The following is a 19,973-nucleotide window of genomic DNA, read 5'->3' as shown; positions in this document are numbered from 1 at the left end:
GATCTCCTCCTGAAAGCGACCCTTTGGAGTTCAAAAGCGAACATCCTTGCTGTGGCATACAGATTGGGCGGAGGTGCGCCGGTTACAACTTACCTAAGGGAAACTTCATGAACCGGTAATGTTTGCGTCAGGCCCAGGCCAGCGCGGTGCCGAGGATGACCAGACCGATACCTGCCGCCTCGCGATACGAGAAGTTCTCGCCGAACAGAAAGAATGAGGCGATGGCGATCAGAACCACCTCGGCCCCCAGAATGCCGGTATAGATGATGCCCAGCCGTTCCTCGCGCAGCGCGGCGAGTTCCAGCGTGGCCCCGGCCAGCAGGGTCGCGACGATCAGTAGACCAAGACCCACGCCGGGGAGTTTCCACCAGAACTTCATCGCGATCATGGCAACGGAATAAAGGCCTGCTGATCCAAAAGCGATAAGGGGAACAAGCGATGTAGACATAAGGGCCTCCTGCAAAGGTTGCCGTTAGGTCAACTGTAGCAGATGGGCTGATTTAGGGCTGTGAGGTGGGTCACAGTTTCAGGTTCCATTCTCGCTTTTCTTCTTGTGTTTTTTTGCCCCCGAACTTGCAGTGATGGGTCGACCTGTTCAAAATTCAATTATTCATATGCGACTGGGGAGGGGTGCAATGACAACACTTTGCGAAATAGGTCAAACCGGAGTGCGAATCCCACGAATTGGCTTTGGATCAACCGGTATAGGCAACATTCCACAGATTTACGGTTACGAAGTTGATGAGAATAGGGCGCACGAGACCATACGCGCCATACTTGCCCGGCCCGATGGGTTTATCGACACCGCCCGAGGCTATGCGTTGGGGCGTAGCGAGGAGCGCATCGGGAGTGTCATCCGTGAACTCGGTGGCTGGCCGAAAGGCCGCGTTCTGTCCACAAAAGTAGACCGTGACATGGAAACGAATGTTTTCGACGCCGCCCAAGCGCGGCGGTCCTTTGAACAAAGCCTCAAGGCTCTTGAGGTAGATCGCGTGGACATCCTTCATCTGCACGACCCGGAATACGCTGGTGACGTAACTGAGATTACCCGCAGCGGAGGTGCGCTGGACGAATTATTCAAAATTAAAGAGGAAGGATTGGCAACTGCAGTTGGTCTGGCGGGCGGGCAGTTGGATGTGTTGATGCCAATGCTGCGCGAACGGGATTTCGACGTGGTGATGACTCACAACCGGCACACGCTTGTAAACATGAATGCGGCGCCGCTGATCGAACTGGCCAACTCGAAGGACGTTACGGTATTGAACGCAGCGCCTTACGCCGGCGGAATCTTGGCCAGAGGCAGCGCAATCCATCATTTCTACGTCTATCGGCCAGCAACAGAAGAAGCGCTCGCACCTGTGCGCGCGGTTGAGGAAATCTGTGCCCGCTATGACGTGCCCTTAGGCGCCTTAGCGCTGCAATTCTCGATGCGGGACGCAAAAATTGCGTCAACGGTGTGTGGAGTGACTTGGCCACAGCATGTGAGACAAACACTCGAATGGGCGGATTGGGATATCCCAAGAGCGGTTTGGAGTGAACTCGCGGAACTTGGTCAGAGTGACGCTGATCCTGAGGCCGTATAGAACCGATCAACGGAGAGGAAGGACAGCCTTAGCTGTCCATCTTCAATGCTGAAATAAACGCCTCCTGCGGGATATCGACCTTCCCGAACTGACGCATCTTTTTCTTACCGGCCTTCTGCTTGTCCAGCAGTTTGCGTTTCCGCGTGGCGTCGCCTCCGTAGCATTTGGCGGTCACGTCCTTGCGCAAGGCCGAGAGGGTCTCGCGGGCGATGACCTTGCCTCCGATGGCGGCCTGGATCGGGATTTTGAACATGTGGCGCGGGATCAGGTCCTTGAGCTTTTCGCACATGGCACGGCCCCGCATCTCGGCCCGGTCGCGGTGAACCATGGTCGATAGCGCGTCAACGGGTTCGTCATTCACCAGCACCGACATCTTGACCAGATTATCCTCGGTATAGCCGATCATCTGGTAGTCGAACGAGGCATAGCCCTTGGTCACCGATTTCAGGCGGTCGTAGAAGTCAAAGACGACCTCGTTCAGCGGCAGGTCATAGACGACCATGGCGCGGGTGCCCGCATAGGTCAGGTCCAATTGGATGCCGCGGCGGTCCTGGCAGAGTTTCAGCACGTCACCGAGGTATTCGTCCGGCACCAGAATGGTCGCCTTGATGCGCGGTTCCTCGATATGGTCGACCTTTGACGGATCAGGCATGTCGGCGGGGTTGTGCAGCTCGATCATCTCGCCGTCTTTCATGTAGACGTGATAGATCACCGACGGCGCGGTGGTGATGAGCTCGATATCATATTCACGTTCGATGCGGTCTCGGATGACCTCAAGGTGCAGCAGGCCAAGGAAGCCGCAGCGGAAGCCAAAGCCAAGCGCGGCCGAGGTTTCCATTTCAAAGCTGAAGCTGGCGTCGTTCAGCGCCAGCTTGTCGATCGCATCGCGCAGGTCTTCGAATTCGGAACTGTCGACGGGGAAGAGGCCGCAGAACACCACCGGCTGCGCGGGTTTGAATCCCGTCAGGGCCTCTTCGGTGCCGTTGCGGTCATTGGTGATGGTGTCGCCGACGCGGGTGTCGCGGACCTGTTTGATTGAGGCGGTGAGGAAGCCGATCTCACCGGGGCCAAGCGAGTCGACCATCTCCATCTCGGGGCGGAAGACACCGACGCGGTCCACATGGTGCAAGGTGTTGTTCGACATGAACTTGACCCGCATGCCCTTTTTCAGCGTGCCGTCCATGATGCGGACCAGAACAATGACGCCGAGATAGGCGTCGTACCACGAATCCACCAGCATCGCCTTGAGCGGCGCATCCAGATTGCCCTGCGGCGCGGGCAGTTGCTGCACGATTGCCTCAAGCGTTTCGTGAATGCCCTGCCCCGTCTTGGCACTGACCTGAATGGCGTCGGTCGCGTCGATGCCGATCACATCCTCAATCTGTTCGGCCACGCGGTCACAGTCGGACGCGGGCAGGTCGATTTTATTCAGGACCGGCACGATTTCGTGGTCGGCGTCGATGGCCTGATACACATTCGCCAGCGTCTGAGCCTCAACACCTTGGGTCGAGTCCACAACCAGCAGAGAGCCCTCGACCGCACGCATGGAGCGGCTGACCTCATAGGCAAAGTCCACGTGGCCGGGGGTGTCGATCAGGTTCAGCACATATTGCTCGCCATTGTCGGCGGTATAGTCGATGCGAACCGTGTTGGCCTTGATGGTGATGCCACGCTCGCGCTCGATATCCATGCTGTCGAGCAGCTGTTCCTTCATGTCGCGATCCTTGACCGTTCCGGTCTCTTGGATGAGCCGGTCAGCAAGGGTGGATTTGCCATGGTCGATATGCGCGACGATGGAGAAATTGCGGATATGAGCGAGGTCTGTCATGGGTTGGGGATATGCGTCGGAAATGGGCTGTGGTCAAGGTGGGACGAAGCCCCAGTGAAACCCTTTGATTGCGAGGCCTCTGACCGTTCAGAGCAACCTGTTTTTGACCAACTCCGCGTTCATCCAATGCGTATCACTCTGCACGTGACCCTCGCGCACGTATTTCGCGTGGTGAGTGGGCATGTCTTCTTCGTTAAACGCTGCAGTTGTGCGAACGACAAAACCCTCCTGAGTATCCAGATCCAGGCCCGCGATCACATCTGCCAGAACCTTAACAGAGAACCGTCCGCGATAGAGTTCGGGAACGGCAGCAATCCCCAGCTCGAGAAAGCGTGAAAACGTCGCGTCCCACGATTGCACGCGCTTTGCCTTGATCCAGGCGAAGCCCAGGAAATAAGTCGGCAACGCCGAGTACGCTATCGAGTGGCGCGCAAACAGATATTCACCGACTATGCGCTCATCTTCGTCAAGCTGTGGCGAAATTCCGGTAGCGAAGGCCTTCATCCAATCTCGGGACGGGTGGTAACGCGCGTCAATACTGCGGGGGTGGCAGCCCTGACTATGAATCGTTGTATTCTCACCGTCCAGTTTTTCGGTGAAGACGACCTCATCAGCCGAAGCCAGTTTATCAACGCTGGACATGATCTTATCATCGCTGGTCGCCCCGGGAGACTCCGGCAGATGGAAGTGCGCCCGTATTTCTTAAGCATAGTGGTCTCATGAAAGAGATTTAAACAATGTCTGGCCAGAAAACGCGACATCCCAGCCGCGTGCAATCACTTTTTCGAACCACCCAATTGATCCCGAATCCACTTTGATTCATACTCCGCCGCAGACCGAGAGGGGCATAAGACCCGTCCGGGCAGGCAAAAAACGAGGCTCGAGTATGAAACAGTTCCTCTTAATCGCATTTTGTGCGGCATCGCTGACGTCGGTGGCCCACACAGTGGACGCGGCGCAGATCAAGCGGGCGTGTCTGGCATCAGACCGTGAAGCGGCGACGCGGGCGCGGTGCCGGTGTATTCAGCGCGTGGCGGATCAGGCGCTGACGCGTAGTGATCAGAAGACCGTCGCCAAGTGGTTCACCAACCCGCATCAGGCGCAGGAGTTGAAGATGTCGCAGACCGCGCGCGATGATGCGCTGTGGGATCGGTATCAGAACTTTGGCCAGATGGCGCAAGCGATCTGCAACTGAGCCCTGTCAATCCTTGACCTGATGCCCGCTGCGCCTCAGAAATGGCGCAGCGAAAGGTATGTGCGATGGTGATGAAAGGGCTGACCCTGCGGGGCCTTGAAGTGTTCGAGGCGCTGGCGCGGACCGGATCGGTGGCGCAGGCGGCCGAGATCACGGGGCTCAGCCAGCCCTCGGTTTCCCAGCAATTGCGCAATCTGGAAAAGGCTTTGGGCACCGATCTGGTGGATCACGGGCGGCGACCGATGCGACTGACGCAGGCCGGCCGCAGTTTCCTGGCGCGGGCCGAGGCAGTGCTGGCCGAGTTGCAGATGGCGCAAGGCGAACTGGCAGTGATGGATCTGGGGCATCTGACCACCCTGTCCATCGGCTTGATCGACGATTTCGACAACGACCTGACGCCGCGATTGGCGACGTTGCTGGCCGACAGTCTGACCCGGTCGAAATTCAAGCTGATCACGCTGCCCAGCCTGGACCTGTTTGCCGAGCTGGAAGCGCAGCGCCTGCACATGGCGGTCTCGGCCCATTCTGGCGAGGTGCTGGAGGGCGTGGTCGAATATCCGCTGGTGCAGGATCCGTTCATTCTGGTCGCGCCTAAGGGCGTTGCGCAACCAGTGCAGGATCTGCCCTTTCTGCGCTATGCCCGCGAGCAGTTGATCAGCCGTCAGATCGAAAGCCATCTGGCCCGGCAGCAGCTGGAGTTCGAGGAACGGTTCGAAATCGGCTCACACCTCGCGCTGATGGCGATGGTTGCGCGCGGCCTCGGCTGGGCGATTACCACGCCGCTGGGCTATATGCGCGCCGCCCGCTTCCACGACGGGATGGAGGCGCACCCTGCCCCGTTCGGTGAATTCGCGCGCACCATTTCCTTGTTTACACGGACCGACTGGTCCGATCAGGTACCGCAGGAGGTGGCCGACATGATCCGACGCCTGATGCGCAGCCAGATCGTTGATCCAGCGATTGCGCAATTGCCGTGGTTAGCTGGTCAGTTGAAGGTGGTGGGGTGAACCGGAAAGTGAGCATCCAGGCTCTTTTATTTGAGCCATGCGTGATCCGTCCTGCAAACCAAAAGACGTTTAATGAGCGTTAGTATGTCCGGAATAAAGGCTGTTCTTACCTGCTGAATTCAGCTTCTACTAACGCCTCGTAGGCGTCCAGTTCAGCCTCTTTGACAACGTCGCGATCAGCCAGCAATTCCAGAGCCATAAGTGCGACATCGGGGCTTTGAAACACTGCGTCCGCCAGGATCGCAAGATGTTTCAAGCTTTCTGTCGGTGAGTCCTCCAGTGCGAAGAACCTTTTCAGGAACACGGCGTCGCCATCGATGGCCTGATTGCGCATAGCGCGCATCTTCAGGCGGGACGAGGCACGGGTCTTGACCGCCATCGATTTTAGAAAAAGAAACTTGTGGAAATGAAATCCCTGCGCAGACAACTCGCTCATTTGTGAGTCAAGCAGTGGCTGACCCTTGTAAAGCGGAACCATGGCGATTTCGGATATCACAGCGACCGCATTCTTGAGTTTTTCGCGCGCATTCCTGAATACGTCCAATTCTCCGCCCTGCACGTCAATCTTCAGCAGATCGAACTCTGGCAGCTCTTTCAGGTCGTCCAGCCGATGGGTGGTTATTGGTACAACTTCTTCGACCCGCATTTGCCTGGGCCACCTTCCCATAACTCTGATGAAGTCGGGGTTGGGCTCGAATAGCGAAGTGAAGCCACTTCCCTTGCAAACATGAAGGCGCTCACTTCCTCCTCTGCCGATCGCATAAGGAAGATAGGTTTCATTTTCTCCTCCCTCTTCAGAGAGCCGTGCAAATGCATCTTGCTGTGGTTCGAAACCCCAGACATCGCATATGCGGTTCTTCAGGAGGGTTGAATATGGGGTAGCGCCAAGAGGATTGGCACCCACATCCACCACCCGTGTCAGTCTTTCCGGTGACAGAACTTCGTGCAGGAACAGCGCGCGCTCGTCGTTCATTTTTTGTCACTAACCTTTGGGGTATTCAGCTGGTTAAACGTGCCTGTGATCATATGTCTAACTCACTTGGATTAGCTGGCTGTAGTCGCTCTTGGAGCTTGGAGATTTATGTGTGCTGATGACAGCCTCGTGCGTGCATCAGGAATTTGTATCATTCCATCAAATGACCATTGGGGATCGGACTACTATTCCATGCACTTAATGCGACTATCTGCATAGGCACAAGGGTTTGCGCTAAGAGGGCAGATGATTTGACCCCTGTCGCTGATTGCGATGCAGCCTGCGGAGGCCGAATAAACGTTGGTTTTGGGCTCAAACATGCTGTCGCTCTGGATTGATTGAATACGCAAGGCAAAACTACCGCTGAGCCCGTACATGCGCATCCAGCCCCGCCACGGCCTCTTCGATCAGGTCCAGAGCGCCGTCGAAATCCCGGGTGTAGTACGGGTCAGGCACATGGTCGGCACCGGTATGGGGGGCGAAATCGGTCAACAGGCGGACCGGGGTGTCGTTGCCGTCCGGGCGCAAATCTTCGATGTTCGCGATGTTTTCTGCGTCCATTCCGATGATCAGGTCGAAGTGGTTGAAATCCTCGGCCACGAACTGGCGCGCGCGTAGGTCGCTGAGGTCGATATCACGCGCGCGGGCGGCCTTTTGCATTGGGCCGTAAGGCGGGTCTCCGATATGCCAGCCCGAGGTTCCGGCGCTGTCGGTCTGGTGATGCGGGGCGCGGGCGCGAAAAGCGCCCTCGGCGGCGGGGGATCGGCAGATATTGCCCAGGCAGACGAAAAGGATACGGTGTGTCATAAGAGTGGTTTAGCGCGTGGGGCGGATATGGAAAAGATCGTCATTCTGACCGGGGCCGGGATTTCCGCCGAAAGCGGGTTGGGCACGTTCCGCGATGAAGGGGGCCTGTGGGCGCAGCACCGGATCGAGGATGTGGCCACGCCCGAGGGCTTTGCCCGCAATCCGTCGCTGGTGCATCAGTTTTACAATGCCCGCCGAGTACAGGCCGCCAAGGCGCAGCCCAACGCGGCGCATCAGGCGCTGGCCCGGTTGCAGCAGGGCTGGCCTGGAGAGGTGATCCTTGTCACCCAGAATGTCGACAGCCTGCACGAGGCAGGAGGGGCCGCGCATGTGATCCATATGCATGGCACCTTGGCTGGGGCTTTGTGTGCGGCGTGCGGATATCGTTGGGCTTCGCCACCCGAAATGGATGTGTATGAGCCCTGCCCGTCCTGTCACCAGCCCTCGGCCCGGCCCGACGTCGTATGGTTCGGCGAGATGCCATATTTCATGGATGAGATCTACGACCATCTGATGGAAGCATCGCTGTTCGCCTCGATCGGCACCTCAGGGCAGGTTTATCCGGCGGCAGGGTTTGTACAAGAGGCGCGGGCCGTGGGCGCGCGGACGATCGAATTGAACCTTGAGCCATCCGCCGGAATATTTGATGAAACCCGGCTGGGGCCAGCCTCGAAGGCAGTACCGCGCTGGGTCGATGAGCTGTTGGCGCGAGGCAGCACGCGATAGGGGCAGACAGCGGCGCGTCTTCCCGTCTATGGTGCAGAAAACGCAAACCCGAGTGAGTGACATGACCGATCTACCGCCCAAAGACGGAGAAATCCTTGACGACAGCAGTATCGACGCGCGCGATACGTTAAGTACCAATCTGGCCAGCCTGTGGTGGACCTTTCTGCTGCGTGGAATTCTCGCAGGTCTGATCGGAATTGCAGCGCTGTTCTGGCCGACCAGCAGCATCTCATTACTGCTGCGATTGGTAGGGGCGCTGCTGATTCTGGATGGCGCGCTGACCTGGCTGGGTTTTGGGCGGCGCGGGCTGATCGGAGGCGTCGGGATCGGTGCCGCGCTGATCGGTTTGGTGTTGCTGATCTGGCCACAGGGCGTGGCCTGGCTGGCCTTCACCCTCATGGGGGCGATGGCGCTGTTCGTTGCGATCGGCTCGTTCATGGCGCTGCCGCAAATGCATCCACAAGACCCCGAGCGCGCAACGGTGCGTAATTCAGGTATCTTCGCACTCATCGTCGGGCTGGTGCTGATCTTCTGGCCCGGCAGCGGCATGGTGGCGTTGGGCTGGGCAATTGCCTTCTTCGCGCTGACCTCGGCGGTGGTGATGTTCTTTCTGGCGGCACGGTTCAAAAAAGCGGGCGATCGATTGGGGATGAAAACCGTCAACAGATGACGCAACAGGCCGGGCATTGCCCGGCCTGACGTATGGATGATGGCTGTACCACAGCCTGAAGACAGGCGTTAGTTCGAATGGCCGCCTTTGTCCTGGCGCTCAAGATCGACCGGGATCTCGACCGCGACCTCTCCAGCATTTTCGAAGATCAGAGTGACGGGAACGGTTCCGCCCTGTTCGAAAGGCGCGGTCAGGCCCATGAACATGACGTGATCACCGCCGCGTTTCAGCATGTGGGTTTCGCCCGCCGGAATGGCGAAGCCTTCCTTCACATGCACCATCTTGGCGACACCGTTTTCGTCAACCTTATGAGTGTGCAGTTCCACTCGGGCAGCCGCATCCGAGGTCACGCCGATCAGGCGGTCATCGGTAACGCCTTGATTCTGGATCATCATGAAGGCGGCACCCGCCTTCGCGGTTTTGCCCGAAGACCGTGCATAAGGGTCTTCGACCGAGATGGTATCGGCAGCCAGCGCCGCACCGGTCAGCGAAAAGGTAGTCAGGACTGCAAGCAGGCTGGATTTGAGGGTCATTGTGCCTCTCCTTGGTAACTGTCTGATAGAATTTGGAAACTGGAATCAGGCAGAAACCGGCGGGGCACGAGCTGGGTGTCGCGGCAGCGGCGCGGCAATCAGATGCTGGGAAAGGAGCGACGGCGCGGGGAGCGCGCGCGACGGAGCCGGAGGTACGGCAACCGAGGCTTCATGTATCGCGCCCAGCAGGTTGAGCGCATAGTCAGGGCAGTATTGCGGTGCGCGGGTCGGTTGGCCGTCTTCGTCCATATAGACGACGACCGGCCCGCTGCCGGTGCACAAAACCATCTGCCCGACCGCGCGCTCCATACCCCGCGACACGGCCAGTCCCTGCCCGGTGAGGATCACCATCAAGGACAGCGCATAAGGCAGAAATGTGCGGAAAAAGCCTGTCATGTCAGCTTGGTATATACGCCGCCCACTGAACCGGCTTCAAGCGCAAAGCAGTAGCTGAGACAGTATGGCCTAGCTCAGCTTTTCGGCGGCCTGAACGCCTCGGCATTCATCCCCGTATGCAGTCGGTTTACCCGGCGCTGCATCCGGGTGCAGCGGATCACGGCTTTTGCAATTGATCGTGGCAGTAAAAACAGAAAATTCTTTGCTTTGAGTGACATGGTAACCCCCTCAACATGAATATGCATAAACATATGCGATATTCAGCAGGCGTTCTGTGAACAACGTCACGAAGCGGGGCGTTTTATTACCATTTCAGAGACAATCATTCGCACAGGGGCAGCGAATGCAAAAAAGAAAAGCCCCACACCGCAGGGTGCAGGGCTGAATTCTTGCGTGAGAAAGCGCTTAGGCCGAGGCTTGTGCCTTGGCGATTTCTTTCTTCACTTTCAGGGCGTTCGCCGACAGCTCGTCATCCTTGGCTTTGGCCAGGAACGCGTCCAGACCTCCGCGGTGGTCGACCGAGCGCAGGGCAGCTGCCGAGATGCGCAGCTTGACGCCACGACCCAGAGTTTCCGACTGCAGGGTAACGTCGTTCAGGTTGGGCAGAAAACGGCGACGAGTTCTGTTTTTGGCGTGGCTGACATTGTTGCCAGTCATCGGGCCTTTTCCGGTCAGTTCGCAACGGCGCGACATGGTTTCTTCCTTTGTTTCTGGAGGCCGGGTACAAGACCCGCGGCCAAATCACAAGGGGCGCAACCCGAAGTCGCGCCCGAAAACTGGTTGGATGCGTTTAGTGGGAATCGCGCGAAGGGTCAAGACGGCTGCGGCGAAATCTTTGCACCCGAGTTGAATTCATTTGAGGTCAAGATCGGCGACATCCGCAACAGCGGCTTGTTATTCTTCAAATGCCGCGTGATCAACTCCGCTTGCAGCCGCCCGCCGGGGATCATGCGGGCCGGGTCGGCGCGATAGTCAAGGTCTGTCAGTTCGGGAAAAATCTCGAATATCTCGCGACGCGACGCGGCGCTCAGCATTTTCAGCGCTTCGGGGCCGGTATAGAGGCTTTCGGTTGGCGCGTCCTCGGCAAAGATCACCTGATGGCGGTCGAACAGCAGGTGGTAATACTCGACGCTTTCCACGCTTTCATCAACGTAGATATCCGGCATTGCGGTGAGTTTGATGGCCGGAATCAGAACCTCGGTCGTGCCGAACATGCGTTGGGCGATCTTTGAGTGCACCAGCATCCGATGCTGGCGCGAGACCAGCAGATCGCGATGCGGCAGCCCCTCGCCCAATGCCCCTGCAAGGATACGCACAGGCCAGAGTCTGGGGTTGGCTTCAAGCTGGAAGCGATCAAATTCACGCCGCCCGATCCAACGGATCGGGTGCAGGCCCTGCCCCAGCGTGGGGATCAGGTCACCGGTGCACAGCGACTGGATGGGGGTCTGGCCCTGCTGCGTCGTGATCAATGTATCGCGCGTGAAACAGGGCATACCCGACCCGTTCTCGAACGCTGAATACGTGACGGTGATGCCTGAAGGCAGGGTAAATGTGCCGCTAGAGACTGAATAACCAACCCCGTCTTCGACCGTAATCACCCCGAAAGTATCGTCCGTGATAACAGTGCCCTCAGGGAGGTTCAGCGTGTCGGTTCCGCTGCCGCCGCGAATGTCACCCGACACCGTGGTGCTAGTGAAATTCAGCGTGTCATTACCGGCACCAAGCCGGATATCGCCGACGGTTGACCCCCTGATATCAACCGTATCCGCATCGGACCCGCTAGCGATGCGCCCGCCAACCGTGCTGTTGGTGACAATGATCGTGTCGGTGCCTGCATTGCCCAGGACATTGTTGGCAATGGTGCTATTGGTGATGGTGATATCGTCATCGCCGCCACGGCCACGGATACCGGTCACCGGAGGCGTCGCCGGGTTTCCGTTCAGAGTACCGTTGTCATTTGTGACATCGATATCGTCGTCGCCGTTGGTACCATTGATATTGGGCATTCTGACGTGTCCCGTTCCTCGGAGAATCCGGGCACGATCCGAGCTGACCAAGCCCTTTCTCAACCCGGTTCAAACGCAGTGACTTACACTCAAACACAACAATATATGTAGCTTTAATACACGATTAGCGGTCAGCGCACCAGCCGCGCACGCATCATACCGCCCGAGTGTTACGTGTCGGACAGCCCGGCGAGGATTTGTTCGGCTGCCGCCGACGGGCTGAGGCGGCCCGCGCTGACCTGCGTGCCCAGATCGCTCATCCGGTCGCGCATCTGTGGCGTGTCGAGACGCGCCAGCAAGGCGTGGCGTACCTCTTGTTTGAACCAGTATTGCGCCTGTGTAGCGCGGTTCAATGCCCAGTGTCCGGCTTCGCGCCGCCAAGTGGTCAGGGCCTGCATTTCGTCCCAGGCCTGTTCCAGCCCATGCTCTTCAACCGCTGAAACGGTCATGGCTTTGGGAAACCCTTCGGGGTCCTGCGGGCGTTTGCGCAGCAGACGCAGCGCGCCCGCGTAATCGGCGCAGGTGCGGGTGGCAGTCGCTTTCAGGTCACCATCGGCCTTGTTGATCAGGATCATGTCGGCCATCTCCATGATGCCGCGCTTGACGCCCTGCAACTCATCCCCGCCTGCCGGGGCCAGCAGCAGCAGGAACAGGTCAGACATCTCGGCCACCACGGTTTCGGATTGGCCAACGCCGACGGTTTCAATCAGCACCACGTCAAAACCCGCCGCCTCACAAAGCGCAATCGCTTCACGCGTGCGGCGCGCCACGCCGCCGAGATGGCTTTGACTGGGGGATGGACGGATAAAGGCGTTTTTCTCGCGGCTCAGCCGCTCCATTCGGGTTTTGTCGCCCAGGATCGAACCGCCCGAGCGGGCCGAACTGGGGTCGACCGCCAGAACCGCAACGCGCAGCCCCAGCCCCGTCAGCATCATGCCGAAGCTTTCGATAAAGGTCGATTTGCCCACACCCGGCGTGCCCGACAACCCGATCCGCAACGCCTGGCGTCCGGCGCCGCTCAATTGATCCAGCAGCGCGGTTGCCTGCGCTCGATGATCTTCACGCCCGCTTTCGACCAGTGTGATCGCACGGGCCAATGCCCTGCGCTCTCCGTTCAAGATCCTGTCGCCAAGCTCGGCAATGTTCATCGGTAAGTCCCCGGCTGGAATTTGCCCTAGATGAGGGGGGATGACCCGGTTTGTCCAGCCCCAACCGGAGCCGAGTTTGGCGACGCTGGACCTTGGCCGAGGCTTTGGCGATAAGGCGATATGACCCGGTTGCCCATTGATGACGCCATTCCCGATCTTCTGAACGCCTTGCGAACGCATGGGCGCGCGGTGCTGCAGGCGCCGCCGGGTGCGGGCAAGACAACCCGCGTGCCGCTTGAGATGCTGCAGGCTGGTCTGTGCGAGGGCCGGATCGTCATGCTGGAACCCCGGCGGCTGGCCGCCCGCGCCGCCGCCGAACGCATGGCCGAGACGCTGGGTGAACCCGTGGGCCAGACCGTGGGCTATCGTGTCCGTGGAGACGTGAAAGTTTCAAAGGCGACGCGCATCGAGGTTGTGACCGAAGGTATCCTGACACGGATGCTGCAATCCGAACCTGACCTGCCCGGCGTCGGTGCTGTGATATTCGATGAATTCCACGAACGGTCCCTGAACGCCGATCTTGGGCTTGCACTGTGCCTTGAGGTGACTGGAGCGTTGCGCGATGACCTGATCTTGCTGGCGATGTCCGCGACGCTGGATGCTGAACCGGTGGGCCAACTGATGAACGCGCCTCTGGTAACTTCCCAAGGGCGCAGCTATCCGGTCGAGACCCGCTGGTTGGACCGGCCTTTGGGGCCGCAGGCGCGGCGACTGGACGCGCTGATCGATCTGGTGGTGCGAGCCGAACGGGAAACCAAAGGGGGCATGCTGGTGTTCCTGCCCGGTGAAGGTGAAATTCGGCGGGCCGAGGCGGCTTTGGCCAGCCGTCTACCCGACACCTGTTCAGTGTGGCCTTTGTTCGGAGCACTGCCCTTTGCCGCCCAGCGCGCGGCGATTGCGCCGGTTAAGCAAGGTCGCAAGGTGGTTCTGGCGACGTCGATTGCCGAAACCTCGCTGACTATTCCCGATATCCGCGTGGTGGTCGATATGGGGCAAGCCCGGCGGGCGCGGTTCGATCCCGGATCAGGCATGTCGCGGCTGGTGACCGAGCGGGTGACGCGGGCCGAAGCGACGCAGCGCGCAGGCCGTGCGGGGCGTGTGGCCGAAGGTGTCTGCTATCGGTTGTGGTCCAAGGGCGAAGAAGGTGCACTGGTCGCCTACCCGCCTGCCGAAATCGAGGCTGCCGATCTGACCGGGCTGGCGTTAGAATTGTCGCTCTGGGGCGCAGAACCGGGTGATCTTGCGTTTCTGACCGCGCCGCCCGAAGGTACGCTGGCCGAGGCGCGCGCGTTGCTGGCGATGCTGGGTGCCCTGGATGGCAAAGGCCGGATCACCGAACATGGTCGCGCGCTTGCGGCGCTGCCTTTGCATCCTCGGCTGGGGCATATGCTGCTGCGCGCGGGACCTGAGGCCGCGGCCCTGGCGGCGCTAATGGCGGAACGTGATCCGCTGCGGGGCGCTCCGGTCGATCTGTTTTTGCGGCTTGAGGCGTTGAGGGACATGCGCGCGTTTCAGCGCAATCGGGTCTGGCAGGTCAACATGGGCGCGTTGGATCGGATCAAGGGTGAAGCAAAGCGGCTGCGCGCGCAGGCCAGGGGTGCGGGCGGTCTGGGCCCGGCGACGATGGCGGCGCTGGCCTATCCCGATCGCATCGGCCAGCGGCGCAAGGGAGATGTCCCGCGATATGTCCTGTCGGGTGGCAAAGGCGTCGTGCTGGAAGCTGGTGATACGCTGGCAGGTGCGCCATATCTCGTGGTGACGGATACGGATGGGAACCCGCGTGAGGCGCGCGTGCGCATGGCAGCTCAGATTTCCGAGGGGGAAATCCGCGATCTATTCGGCGATCAGATCGCATGGGTCGACAGCTGCGACTGGTCGAAACGCGAACGCCGCGTCGTGGCGCGCAGGCAAGAGCGGTTCGGGGCGATCACGCTGGACGACCGCATCTGGAAAGATGTCACCGAGGATGCAGTGGCGCGCGCGATGTTGGACGGGGTGCGCGATCTGGGCGTGCGGCTGAACGGGGCCTCGGCGAGATTGGCCGCTCGGGTCGAGTTGATCCGCGCGGAAGGCGCTGACCTGCCGGATTTCTCGGAAACAGGGCTAATGGAGACGCTGGAAGACTGGTTGCTGCCGATGCTCTCGGGCGTGCGCAACGCCGACGACTGGAAGCGGTTCGACCTGCTGCCCGCCCTGCGCGCCCGGCTGGACTGGGACCAGATGCAGGAACTGGATCGGCGGGCGCCGGGCTCGTTTGTGACTCCGTTGGGCCGCAAGCTGCCGATTGACTACGGCGGTGCGGTGCCCGAAATCTCGGTCCGGCTGCAAGAAGTGTTCGGCGTGACGCAACATCCGGTGGTTGGGGGCGAGCCTTTGAAGATCACTCTGCTGTCACCTGCCCAGCGACCGATCCAGATCACCCGGGATCTGCCCGGATTCTGGGCCGGGTCTTATGCGGATGTGCGTAAGGACATGCGGGCGCAGTACCCGAAACACCCCTGGCCCGAAGACCCAACTCAGGCGGATCCGACGCTGCGCGCGAAGCGGCGCAAAGGATGAATTGATCCGTCGGGCGGGCAAACTTCGTTGGCAGAAACGGCGCAAAGCGCCAAAATCGCTGCAAAAATACACGAAATACGAAGAAATCAGGCCATATTTCGCGGCTATCCGGGGGTGGTATTGTTAACTCAGCGATACATGATTATGTAACTTCTTCGAATTACAAAAAGAATACGCCCGAGCAGGCCTGACATGACGAAATGGATACGCAACATCTGGGAAGAGGTCGCGCGACCGCTGATCCAGCGCCCTAGCCAGGTGCAGGTTGCTGCTTTGTGTACCCGCAAGGCAGGCCCAGAAAGCGACGTTCTGTTGATCACCAGCCGGGGCACCGGACGCTGGATTATCCCCAAAGGCTGGCCCATTGATGGGCTCAACGGGCCGGAAACCGCGCTGCGGGAGGCCTGGGAAGAGGCCGGGGTGCGCGCAACCGAAGTGCAGAAAGATCCGGTTGGTCATTACTCCTACGACAAAAGATTGAATGACGGCACGGCGCAGCCGGTAATCACCAGCGTCTATCGGATTGAAGTCACCGATCTGGCGGATGAATACCCCGAGGCCGATCAACGCAAACGCTGCTGGGTGTCCCCGAAGGTGGCCGCCGGACGCGTGCAAGAGCCGGAATTGCGCGACTTGCTACTGCAATTGTAACAATTCTGTAAAAAACTCATGACAAAGGTTGCCGCGTCCATCGGAACCGTTTAGCGGCGGGCATCAATCAAAACAGCCGTTGTGAACCGATGTCAGACCACCCCACCAAAGCCCGTTGGCACGCGCTGGACCGTGACCTTAAGCGCATCTCGCGTGTTGAGCACGCCAATGCCCAAGTCGCACGCCCTCTGTTGGCGCCTGGAATTGCACTGGTCTTTATTGCGCTGGCAGGCTTGGCAGCAGCGCTTTTGTTTGGGCGGGCCGATGGCGGGTTGATCGTGGTCGCGGCGGCGGCGTTCGGGGCCTATATGGCGATCAATATCGGCGCCAACGACGTGGCCAACAATATGGGCCCGGCCGTGGGGGCCAACGCGCTTACGATGGGCGGTGCGATCCTGATCGCCGCCCTCGCGGAAAGCGCGGGCGCGTTGCTGGCCGGGGGCGATGTGGTTTCGACCATCTCAAAGGGCATCATCGATCCGATGTCTGTGCAGAACAGCAATGTGTTCATCTGGGCGATGATGGCGGCGCTGATCTCGTCTGCGCTGTGGGTCAATCTGGCCACCTGGGTCGGAGCACCGGTTTCGACCACGCATTCGGTTGTCGGCGGCGTGATGGGCGCGGGCATCGCTGCCGCGGGCCTAAGTGCGGTGAGCTGGGGCACGATGAGCGCGATTGCCGCCAGTTGGGTGATCTCACCCGTTTTGGGCGGGATGATTGCAGCCGCCTTTCTGGCATTGATCAAACACAAGATCCAGTATCAGGACGACAAGATCGCGGCAGCGCGGCGCTGGGTGCCCATTCTGGTTGCCGTGATGGCAGGGGCGTTTGCCACCTACTTGTCGGTCAAAGGCCTGAAGCGGATCGTCAAAATTGATCTTCAATTTGCCCTTTTGATCGGTCTGACCTTTGGCGGCCTGGTCTGGGCTGCGACGGTACCGTGGGTCAAGCGCAAGTCTGAAGGGTTGGAGAACCGGACCCGGTCGTTGAAGACATTGTTTGGTCTGCCTCTGGTGATTTCGGCCACATTTCTGAGCTTTGCGCATGGGGCCAATGATGTGGCCAATGCGGTGGGTCCATTGGCGGCAATCGTGCATGCGGCCGAGTTCGGAGATTTTGCCACGAAAGTATCGATCCCGACATGGGTCATGGTGATCGGCGCGTTTGGCATCTCGTTCGGCCTATTCCTGTTCGGTCCCAAGCTGATCCGTATGGTCGGCAGCCAGATCACCAAGCTGAACCCGATGCGGGCGTTCTGTGTCGCGCTATCGGCGGCGATCACGGTCATCGTCGCCAGTTGGCTGGGTCTGCCGGTCAGTTCGACTCATATCGCGGTTGGGGCCGTCTTTGGTGTTGGCTTCTATCGGGAGTGGCATGCAGAACGGCGGTGGAAATACTCGAACCGCCAGCGGCCTGCAGAGCTGCGACTGGCGCGCGAGGAACGGCGGCGGCGCAAGCTGGTGCGGCGGTCGCATTTCATGACCATCGTAGCGGCCTGGGTGATCACGGTGCCTGCAGCGGCAGTGATGTCGGCGCTAATTTTCTGGGTTTTGACTGCGTTCGCTTGATCGGAATTTGCGAGGCTCTGCCTCGCGCTCCGAGGTATTTTAGGCCAGATGAAGAGACGGATCAGGTTATGATCTGGTCGACTGTGAGCGGCGTGTCCGGTGATTGGTGGATGAGTTGAGAGACTCGGCTATTGATCGGGGTTGGGATCGCGTACTGTTGGCCGAGTTTGATGATTTCGCCCTGTAGACTGTCGATTTCGGTCGGGCGACCCGCCGTCAGATCATAAGCCATCGAGGTGCGCGCATTTGGGTCGATGGTCAGCATTTTTGCCGCAATTCGTGTAAAAATTGGCGTTGGCAGACGTAGAATGTGCGGTGTCATCCATGCGGGTAGTGGCGTTGTGGAGGTGGCCTCGATCTCGGCGACTTTCAAAACACGCTGCGCCTCGGCCATCTGATCAGCCATCAGGCGACGCCAGTTTCGGTCGAGCAGTTGGTTTTGCAAGGTCAGGCCGGACAATGCGTTCAATGCATTGTTGAGGTTGATCACCAGCTTACCCCATTGCACTGCCTCGATCTGATCGCTTTCGCTGACGGGTAGATCTGGGGCGCTTAGGCGTTCAGCCAGAGACCGGGAGCCACGCTCGATGACGATCTCGCCCGATGTGGCGCGGTGATAGGTTGCCGGGCCCGTCGGCACCACGTTGAAGGGCACCATTCCAGCCCGAACGTCGCGTCCGGGAAGAGCGGTGCGCAGGGTGCGGGCGTTCTCGAGCCCATTCTGCCAAGACAGAACCGGGGCCGTTTCCGTGGCGTATGCGGCGATCAGCGTGGCCATCTCGGCGGTCGCGCCGGTTTTTACCGTGACGATGACTAACTCGGCATCCCCAAGACAGGCAGGGTCTTCGCTGAGCAGGAGTTGTGCGGCGGCGACGTGCCGATGCAGGTTCGAGAAATCTGTCACCGTCAGCCCCTGTCCCCGGATGGCGTCCAGCACCCGCGCGCGGCCCAGCAGCGTCACGCTGTGTCCCGCTGCGGCCAGCAATGCGCCGCAAAAGCAGCCAATGCTGCCTGCACCGGCGATGACGATATTCATGGCTTACCTCCGCTGTGCCTCCAAGGATCGCCGGGATCGTTCAACGGAGCCAGCGTGACGTGAGGTCAGACGCGGGCGCGTCTGGGTCGGGTGCGTTCGAGGTCTTCTGAGATCGGAATGAACTCCTGATCATCACCGGGCGGCAGGTGGAAGGCGCCGTTCGCCCAGTCGGCAGTTTTCCATTCGCGTGTGGCGGTTTCGATTTTCTCCTTCGAAGAGGAGACGAAGTTCCACCAGATGTAGCGATCTTCGTTCAAGGTCGCGCCGCCCAGCAGCAACAGCCGCGCACCCAGTGGTCCGGCCTTCACGGACAGGTGATCGCCGGGGCGGAAGACCATCATGCGACCCGCCTCGAAGCTGTCGCCTGCGATCTCGACCGAGCCTGTGGTGACATAGACACCGCGATCCTCGTGATTGTCGGGCAGTGGGAAGGAGGCACCCGGTTCGAGCTGGACGTCGAGATAAAAGGTCTCGGACAGCATGGTGACCGGGCTGGTTTCGCCATAGGCGGAACCAAGGATCAGGCGGGCGCTGACGCCTGCATCCTGAATATGAGGCAACGCGCCCTGTTTGTGGTGTTCGAAATCGGGGGCCATATCTTCGTGAGTTTCGGGCAGGGCGATCCAAGTCTGGATGCCAAACAGGCTGTGTTTCTTGCCGCGTGTTTGGTCACTGGTACGTTCGGAATGGGTCACACCACGCCCAGCGACCATCCAGTTGACCTCGCCGGGATAGATCATCTGATGCGTGCCGAGACTGTCGCGGTGTTCAAACTCGCCCTGATATAAATAGGTCACGGTACCCAGTCCGATATGGGGATGCGGCCGAACATCAATACCGCCTTCGGTGATGAATTCGGCCGGACCCATTTGGTCGAAGAAGATGAAAGGGCCGACCAGTTGCCGTTTGACCGAGGGTAGCGCGCGGCGCACCTCGAACCCGCCCAGATCACGGGCACGGGGGATGATCAGGCTGTCTAGCGCCGGGTTCTCGGACCGGCAGTCGGGGGTATGGGTCGGATTCCAGCTCATTCTCGCTCTCCCTTAGGTCAGGATCTGGCTTGGGCTTCAATATGTTTGATAATGTGGAATATAGTATGATTTATTATCTGGCATAGCGCATGAGTGCACATATACAGTGCACGATGGGCGGAAACGGCGGCAACGCTCACGTGACGGTGATGAAATGACCCGATCTTCAGACCAGCTTAACTCGGCTTTCGCAACAAACGTGCTAGATTGAGTATCAGGCCAGACAACATGCCCGTTATCGAAAGGAGCCCTCTCG

At 59.5% G+C, this 19,973-nt stretch carries 20 protein-coding genes; 8 read left to right on the top strand and 12 right to left on the bottom strand.

Annotated features, from left to right (window positions below):
- Positions 1-127: 127 nt before the first annotated feature.
- Positions 128-448, bottom strand: coding sequence for a hypothetical protein (locus ACR0MJ_RS01180; protein WP_170397195.1), 321 nt, complete (start codon positions 446-448; stop codon positions 128-130).
- Between the two features lie 187 nt (positions 449-635).
- Here ACR0MJ_RS01180 and ACR0MJ_RS01175 point away from each other — a divergent pair, with 187 nt between their 5' ends.
- A complete protein-coding gene (locus tag ACR0MJ_RS01175; protein ID WP_480758556.1) occupies positions 636-1,583 on the top strand; it encodes an aldo/keto reductase in 948 nt (315 codons plus the stop codon).
- 28 nt (positions 1,584-1,611) lie between these two features.
- Here the strand turns inward: ACR0MJ_RS01175 and lepA are convergent, their stop codons facing one another.
- Positions 1,612-3,411, bottom strand: a complete 1,800-nt coding sequence (gene lepA / locus ACR0MJ_RS01170; protein WP_480758553.1) for a translation elongation factor 4 — start codon at positions 3,409-3,411, stop codon at positions 1,612-1,614.
- A gap of 87 nt (positions 3,412-3,498) precedes the next feature.
- The gene (locus ACR0MJ_RS01165; RefSeq protein ID WP_480570806.1) at positions 3,499-4,053 is read right to left on the bottom strand and encodes an RNA ligase family protein; all 555 of its coding nucleotides are present in this window, start codon (positions 4,051-4,053) and stop codon (positions 3,499-3,501) included.
- A gap of 244 nt (positions 4,054-4,297) precedes the next feature.
- Between ACR0MJ_RS01165 and ACR0MJ_RS01160 the strand changes: the two genes are divergently transcribed.
- Together ACR0MJ_RS01160 and ACR0MJ_RS01155 are read left to right on the top strand one after the other, a co-directional pair.
- Positions 4,298-4,606 carry a hypothetical protein gene (locus ACR0MJ_RS01160; protein ID WP_170404173.1) on the top strand — a complete coding sequence of 103 codons (309 nt, stop codon included), beginning with the start codon at positions 4,298-4,300 and terminating at the stop codon, positions 4,604-4,606.
- 65 nt (positions 4,607-4,671) lie between these two features.
- On the top strand, positions 4,672-5,613 hold the full coding sequence (locus ACR0MJ_RS01155; protein ID WP_170404783.1) for a LysR family transcriptional regulator: 942 nt from the start codon (positions 4,672-4,674) through the stop codon (positions 5,611-5,613).
- 106 nt (positions 5,614-5,719) lie between these two features.
- Here the strand turns inward: ACR0MJ_RS01155 and ACR0MJ_RS01150 are convergent, their stop codons facing one another.
- Together ACR0MJ_RS01150 and ACR0MJ_RS01145 are read right to left on the bottom strand one after the other, a co-directional pair.
- Positions 5,720-6,586, bottom strand: coding sequence for an FkbM family methyltransferase (locus tag ACR0MJ_RS01150; protein ID WP_480758550.1), 867 nt, complete (start codon positions 6,584-6,586; stop codon positions 5,720-5,722).
- 357 nt (positions 6,587-6,943) lie between these two features.
- Positions 6,944-7,393, bottom strand: a complete 450-nt coding sequence (locus ACR0MJ_RS01145) for a low molecular weight protein-tyrosine-phosphatase (protein ID WP_170404179.1) — start codon at positions 7,391-7,393, stop codon at positions 6,944-6,946.
- 27 nt (positions 7,394-7,420) lie between these two features.
- Here ACR0MJ_RS01145 and ACR0MJ_RS01140 point away from each other — a divergent pair, with 27 nt between their 5' ends.
- Positions 7,421-8,119, top strand: a complete 699-nt coding sequence (locus tag ACR0MJ_RS01140; protein WP_480758546.1) for an NAD-dependent deacylase — start codon at positions 7,421-7,423, stop codon at positions 8,117-8,119.
- Between the two features lie 61 nt (positions 8,120-8,180).
- The gene (locus ACR0MJ_RS01135) at positions 8,181-8,789 is read left to right on the top strand and encodes a DUF308 domain-containing protein (RefSeq protein WP_170511483.1); all 609 of its coding nucleotides are present in this window, start codon (positions 8,181-8,183) and stop codon (positions 8,787-8,789) included.
- Positions 8,790-8,857: 68 nt separating this feature from the next.
- Here ACR0MJ_RS01135 and ACR0MJ_RS01130 read toward each other — a convergent pair whose 3' ends face one another.
- The 5 genes from ACR0MJ_RS01130 to meaB form a co-directional block, all read right to left on the bottom strand.
- Positions 8,858-9,322 (bottom strand): copper chaperone PCu(A)C, encoded by a 465-nt coding sequence (locus tag ACR0MJ_RS01130; RefSeq protein ID WP_170597017.1) that lies wholly within the window; start codon positions 9,320-9,322, stop codon positions 8,858-8,860.
- A 45-nt stretch (positions 9,323-9,367) separates the two neighbouring features.
- Entirely contained in the window at positions 9,368-9,718 is a 351-nt protein-coding gene (locus ACR0MJ_RS01125) for a glycosyltransferase family protein (RefSeq protein WP_170424215.1), read from the bottom strand.
- A gap of 405 nt (positions 9,719-10,123) precedes the next feature.
- Positions 10,124-10,411: a 50S ribosomal protein L28 gene (gene rpmB, locus ACR0MJ_RS01120; RefSeq protein WP_008756960.1), complete on the bottom strand. Its 288-nt coding sequence runs from the start codon at positions 10,409-10,411 to the stop codon at positions 10,124-10,126.
- A 119-nt stretch (positions 10,412-10,530) separates the two neighbouring features.
- Positions 10,531-11,724: a Hint domain-containing protein gene (locus ACR0MJ_RS01115; RefSeq protein WP_480758542.1), complete on the bottom strand. Its 1,194-nt coding sequence runs from the start codon at positions 11,722-11,724 to the stop codon at positions 10,531-10,533.
- A 170-nt stretch (positions 11,725-11,894) separates the two neighbouring features.
- Complete coding sequence (gene meaB / locus ACR0MJ_RS01110) at positions 11,895-12,872, bottom strand: methylmalonyl Co-A mutase-associated GTPase MeaB (RefSeq protein WP_480758539.1); 978 nt, start codon at positions 12,870-12,872, stop codon at positions 11,895-11,897.
- Positions 12,873-12,992: 120 nt separating this feature from the next.
- Between meaB and hrpB the strand changes: the two genes are divergently transcribed.
- The 3 genes from hrpB (at position 12,993) to ACR0MJ_RS01095 (ending at position 17,650) form a co-directional block, all read left to right on the top strand.
- Positions 12,993-15,431: an ATP-dependent helicase HrpB gene (hrpB, locus tag ACR0MJ_RS01105; protein WP_480758537.1), complete on the top strand. Its 2,439-nt coding sequence runs from the start codon at positions 12,993-12,995 to the stop codon at positions 15,429-15,431.
- A gap of 192 nt (positions 15,432-15,623) precedes the next feature.
- Positions 15,624-16,082: an NUDIX hydrolase gene (locus tag ACR0MJ_RS01100; RefSeq protein WP_480758532.1), complete on the top strand. Its 459-nt coding sequence runs from the start codon at positions 15,624-15,626 to the stop codon at positions 16,080-16,082.
- Between the two features lie 89 nt (positions 16,083-16,171).
- Positions 16,172-17,650, top strand: a complete 1,479-nt coding sequence (locus ACR0MJ_RS01095) for an inorganic phosphate transporter (RefSeq protein WP_480758530.1) — start codon at positions 16,172-16,174, stop codon at positions 17,648-17,650.
- 61 nt (positions 17,651-17,711) lie between these two features.
- On the opposite strand, the gene ACR0MJ_RS01090 is transcribed toward ACR0MJ_RS01095, so the two are convergent.
- Both ACR0MJ_RS01090 and ACR0MJ_RS01085 read right to left on the bottom strand, forming a co-directional pair.
- Positions 17,712-18,686 (bottom strand): 2-dehydropantoate 2-reductase, encoded by a 975-nt coding sequence (locus tag ACR0MJ_RS01090; RefSeq protein WP_480758526.1) that lies wholly within the window; start codon positions 18,684-18,686, stop codon positions 17,712-17,714.
- Positions 18,687-18,751: 65 nt separating this feature from the next.
- Complete coding sequence (locus ACR0MJ_RS01085) at positions 18,752-19,717, bottom strand: pirin family protein (protein WP_170424227.1); 966 nt, start codon at positions 19,715-19,717, stop codon at positions 18,752-18,754.
- Positions 19,718-19,973: the final 256 nt, after the last annotated feature.

The organism is Ruegeria sp. C6 (genome assembly GCF_056537625.1).
The sequence above is the reverse complement of the archived record's forward strand: the minus strand, read 5'-3'. Positions and strand labels throughout refer to the sequence as shown.

What these genes read in the sequence shown, in the direction of transcription:
- ACR0MJ_RS01100 (WP_480758532.1), top strand. Translation starts at nt 15,624, where the DNA reads ATGACGAAATGGATACGCAACATCTGGGAAGAGGTCGCGCGACCGCTG.
- ACR0MJ_RS01135 (WP_170511483.1), top strand. Translation starts at nt 8,181, where the DNA reads ATGACCGATCTACCGCCCAAAGACGGAGAAATCCTTGACGACAGCAGT.
- ACR0MJ_RS01125 (WP_170424215.1), bottom strand. Translation starts at nt 9,718, where the DNA reads ATGACAGGCTTTTTCCGCACATTTCTGCCTTATGCGCTGTCCTTGATG.
- ACR0MJ_RS01160 (WP_170404173.1), top strand. Translation starts at nt 4,298, where the DNA reads ATGAAACAGTTCCTCTTAATCGCATTTTGTGCGGCATCGCTGACGTCG.
- lepA (WP_480758553.1), bottom strand. Translation starts at nt 3,411, where the DNA reads ATGACAGACCTCGCTCATATCCGCAATTTCTCCATCGTCGCGCATATC.
- rpmB (WP_008756960.1), bottom strand. Translation starts at nt 10,411, where the DNA reads ATGTCGCGCCGTTGCGAACTGACCGGAAAAGGCCCGATGACTGGCAAC.
- ACR0MJ_RS01175 (WP_480758556.1), top strand. Translation starts at nt 636, where the DNA reads ATGACAACACTTTGCGAAATAGGTCAAACCGGAGTGCGAATCCCACGA.
- ACR0MJ_RS01150 (WP_480758550.1), bottom strand. Translation starts at nt 6,586, where the DNA reads ATGAACGACGAGCGCGCGCTGTTCCTGCACGAAGTTCTGTCACCGGAA.
- ACR0MJ_RS01145 (WP_170404179.1), bottom strand. Translation starts at nt 7,393, where the DNA reads ATGACACACCGTATCCTTTTCGTCTGCCTGGGCAATATCTGCCGATCC.
- ACR0MJ_RS01155 (WP_170404783.1), top strand. Translation starts at nt 4,672, where the DNA reads ATGGTGATGAAAGGGCTGACCCTGCGGGGCCTTGAAGTGTTCGAGGCG.
- ACR0MJ_RS01130 (WP_170597017.1), bottom strand. Translation starts at nt 9,322, where the DNA reads ATGACCCTCAAATCCAGCCTGCTTGCAGTCCTGACTACCTTTTCGCTG.
- ACR0MJ_RS01090 (WP_480758526.1), bottom strand. Translation starts at nt 18,686, where the DNA reads ATGAATATCGTCATCGCCGGTGCAGGCAGCATTGGCTGCTTTTGCGGC.
- ACR0MJ_RS01180 (WP_170397195.1), bottom strand. Translation starts at nt 448, where the DNA reads ATGTCTACATCGCTTGTTCCCCTTATCGCTTTTGGATCAGCAGGCCTT.
- meaB (WP_480758539.1), bottom strand. Translation starts at nt 12,872, where the DNA reads ATGAACATTGCCGAGCTTGGCGACAGGATCTTGAACGGAGAGCGCAGG.
- ACR0MJ_RS01165 (WP_480570806.1), bottom strand. Translation starts at nt 4,053, where the DNA reads ATGTCCAGCGTTGATAAACTGGCTTCGGCTGATGAGGTCGTCTTCACC.
- hrpB (WP_480758537.1), top strand. Translation starts at nt 12,993, where the DNA reads ATGACCCGGTTGCCCATTGATGACGCCATTCCCGATCTTCTGAACGCC.
- ACR0MJ_RS01140 (WP_480758546.1), top strand. Translation starts at nt 7,421, where the DNA reads ATGGAAAAGATCGTCATTCTGACCGGGGCCGGGATTTCCGCCGAAAGC.
- ACR0MJ_RS01095 (WP_480758530.1), top strand. Translation starts at nt 16,172, where the DNA reads ATGTCAGACCACCCCACCAAAGCCCGTTGGCACGCGCTGGACCGTGAC.
- ACR0MJ_RS01115 (WP_480758542.1), bottom strand. Translation starts at nt 11,724, where the DNA reads ATGCCCAATATCAATGGTACCAACGGCGACGACGATATCGATGTCACA.
- ACR0MJ_RS01085 (WP_170424227.1), bottom strand. Translation starts at nt 19,717, where the DNA reads ATGAGCTGGAATCCGACCCATACCCCCGACTGCCGGTCCGAGAACCCG.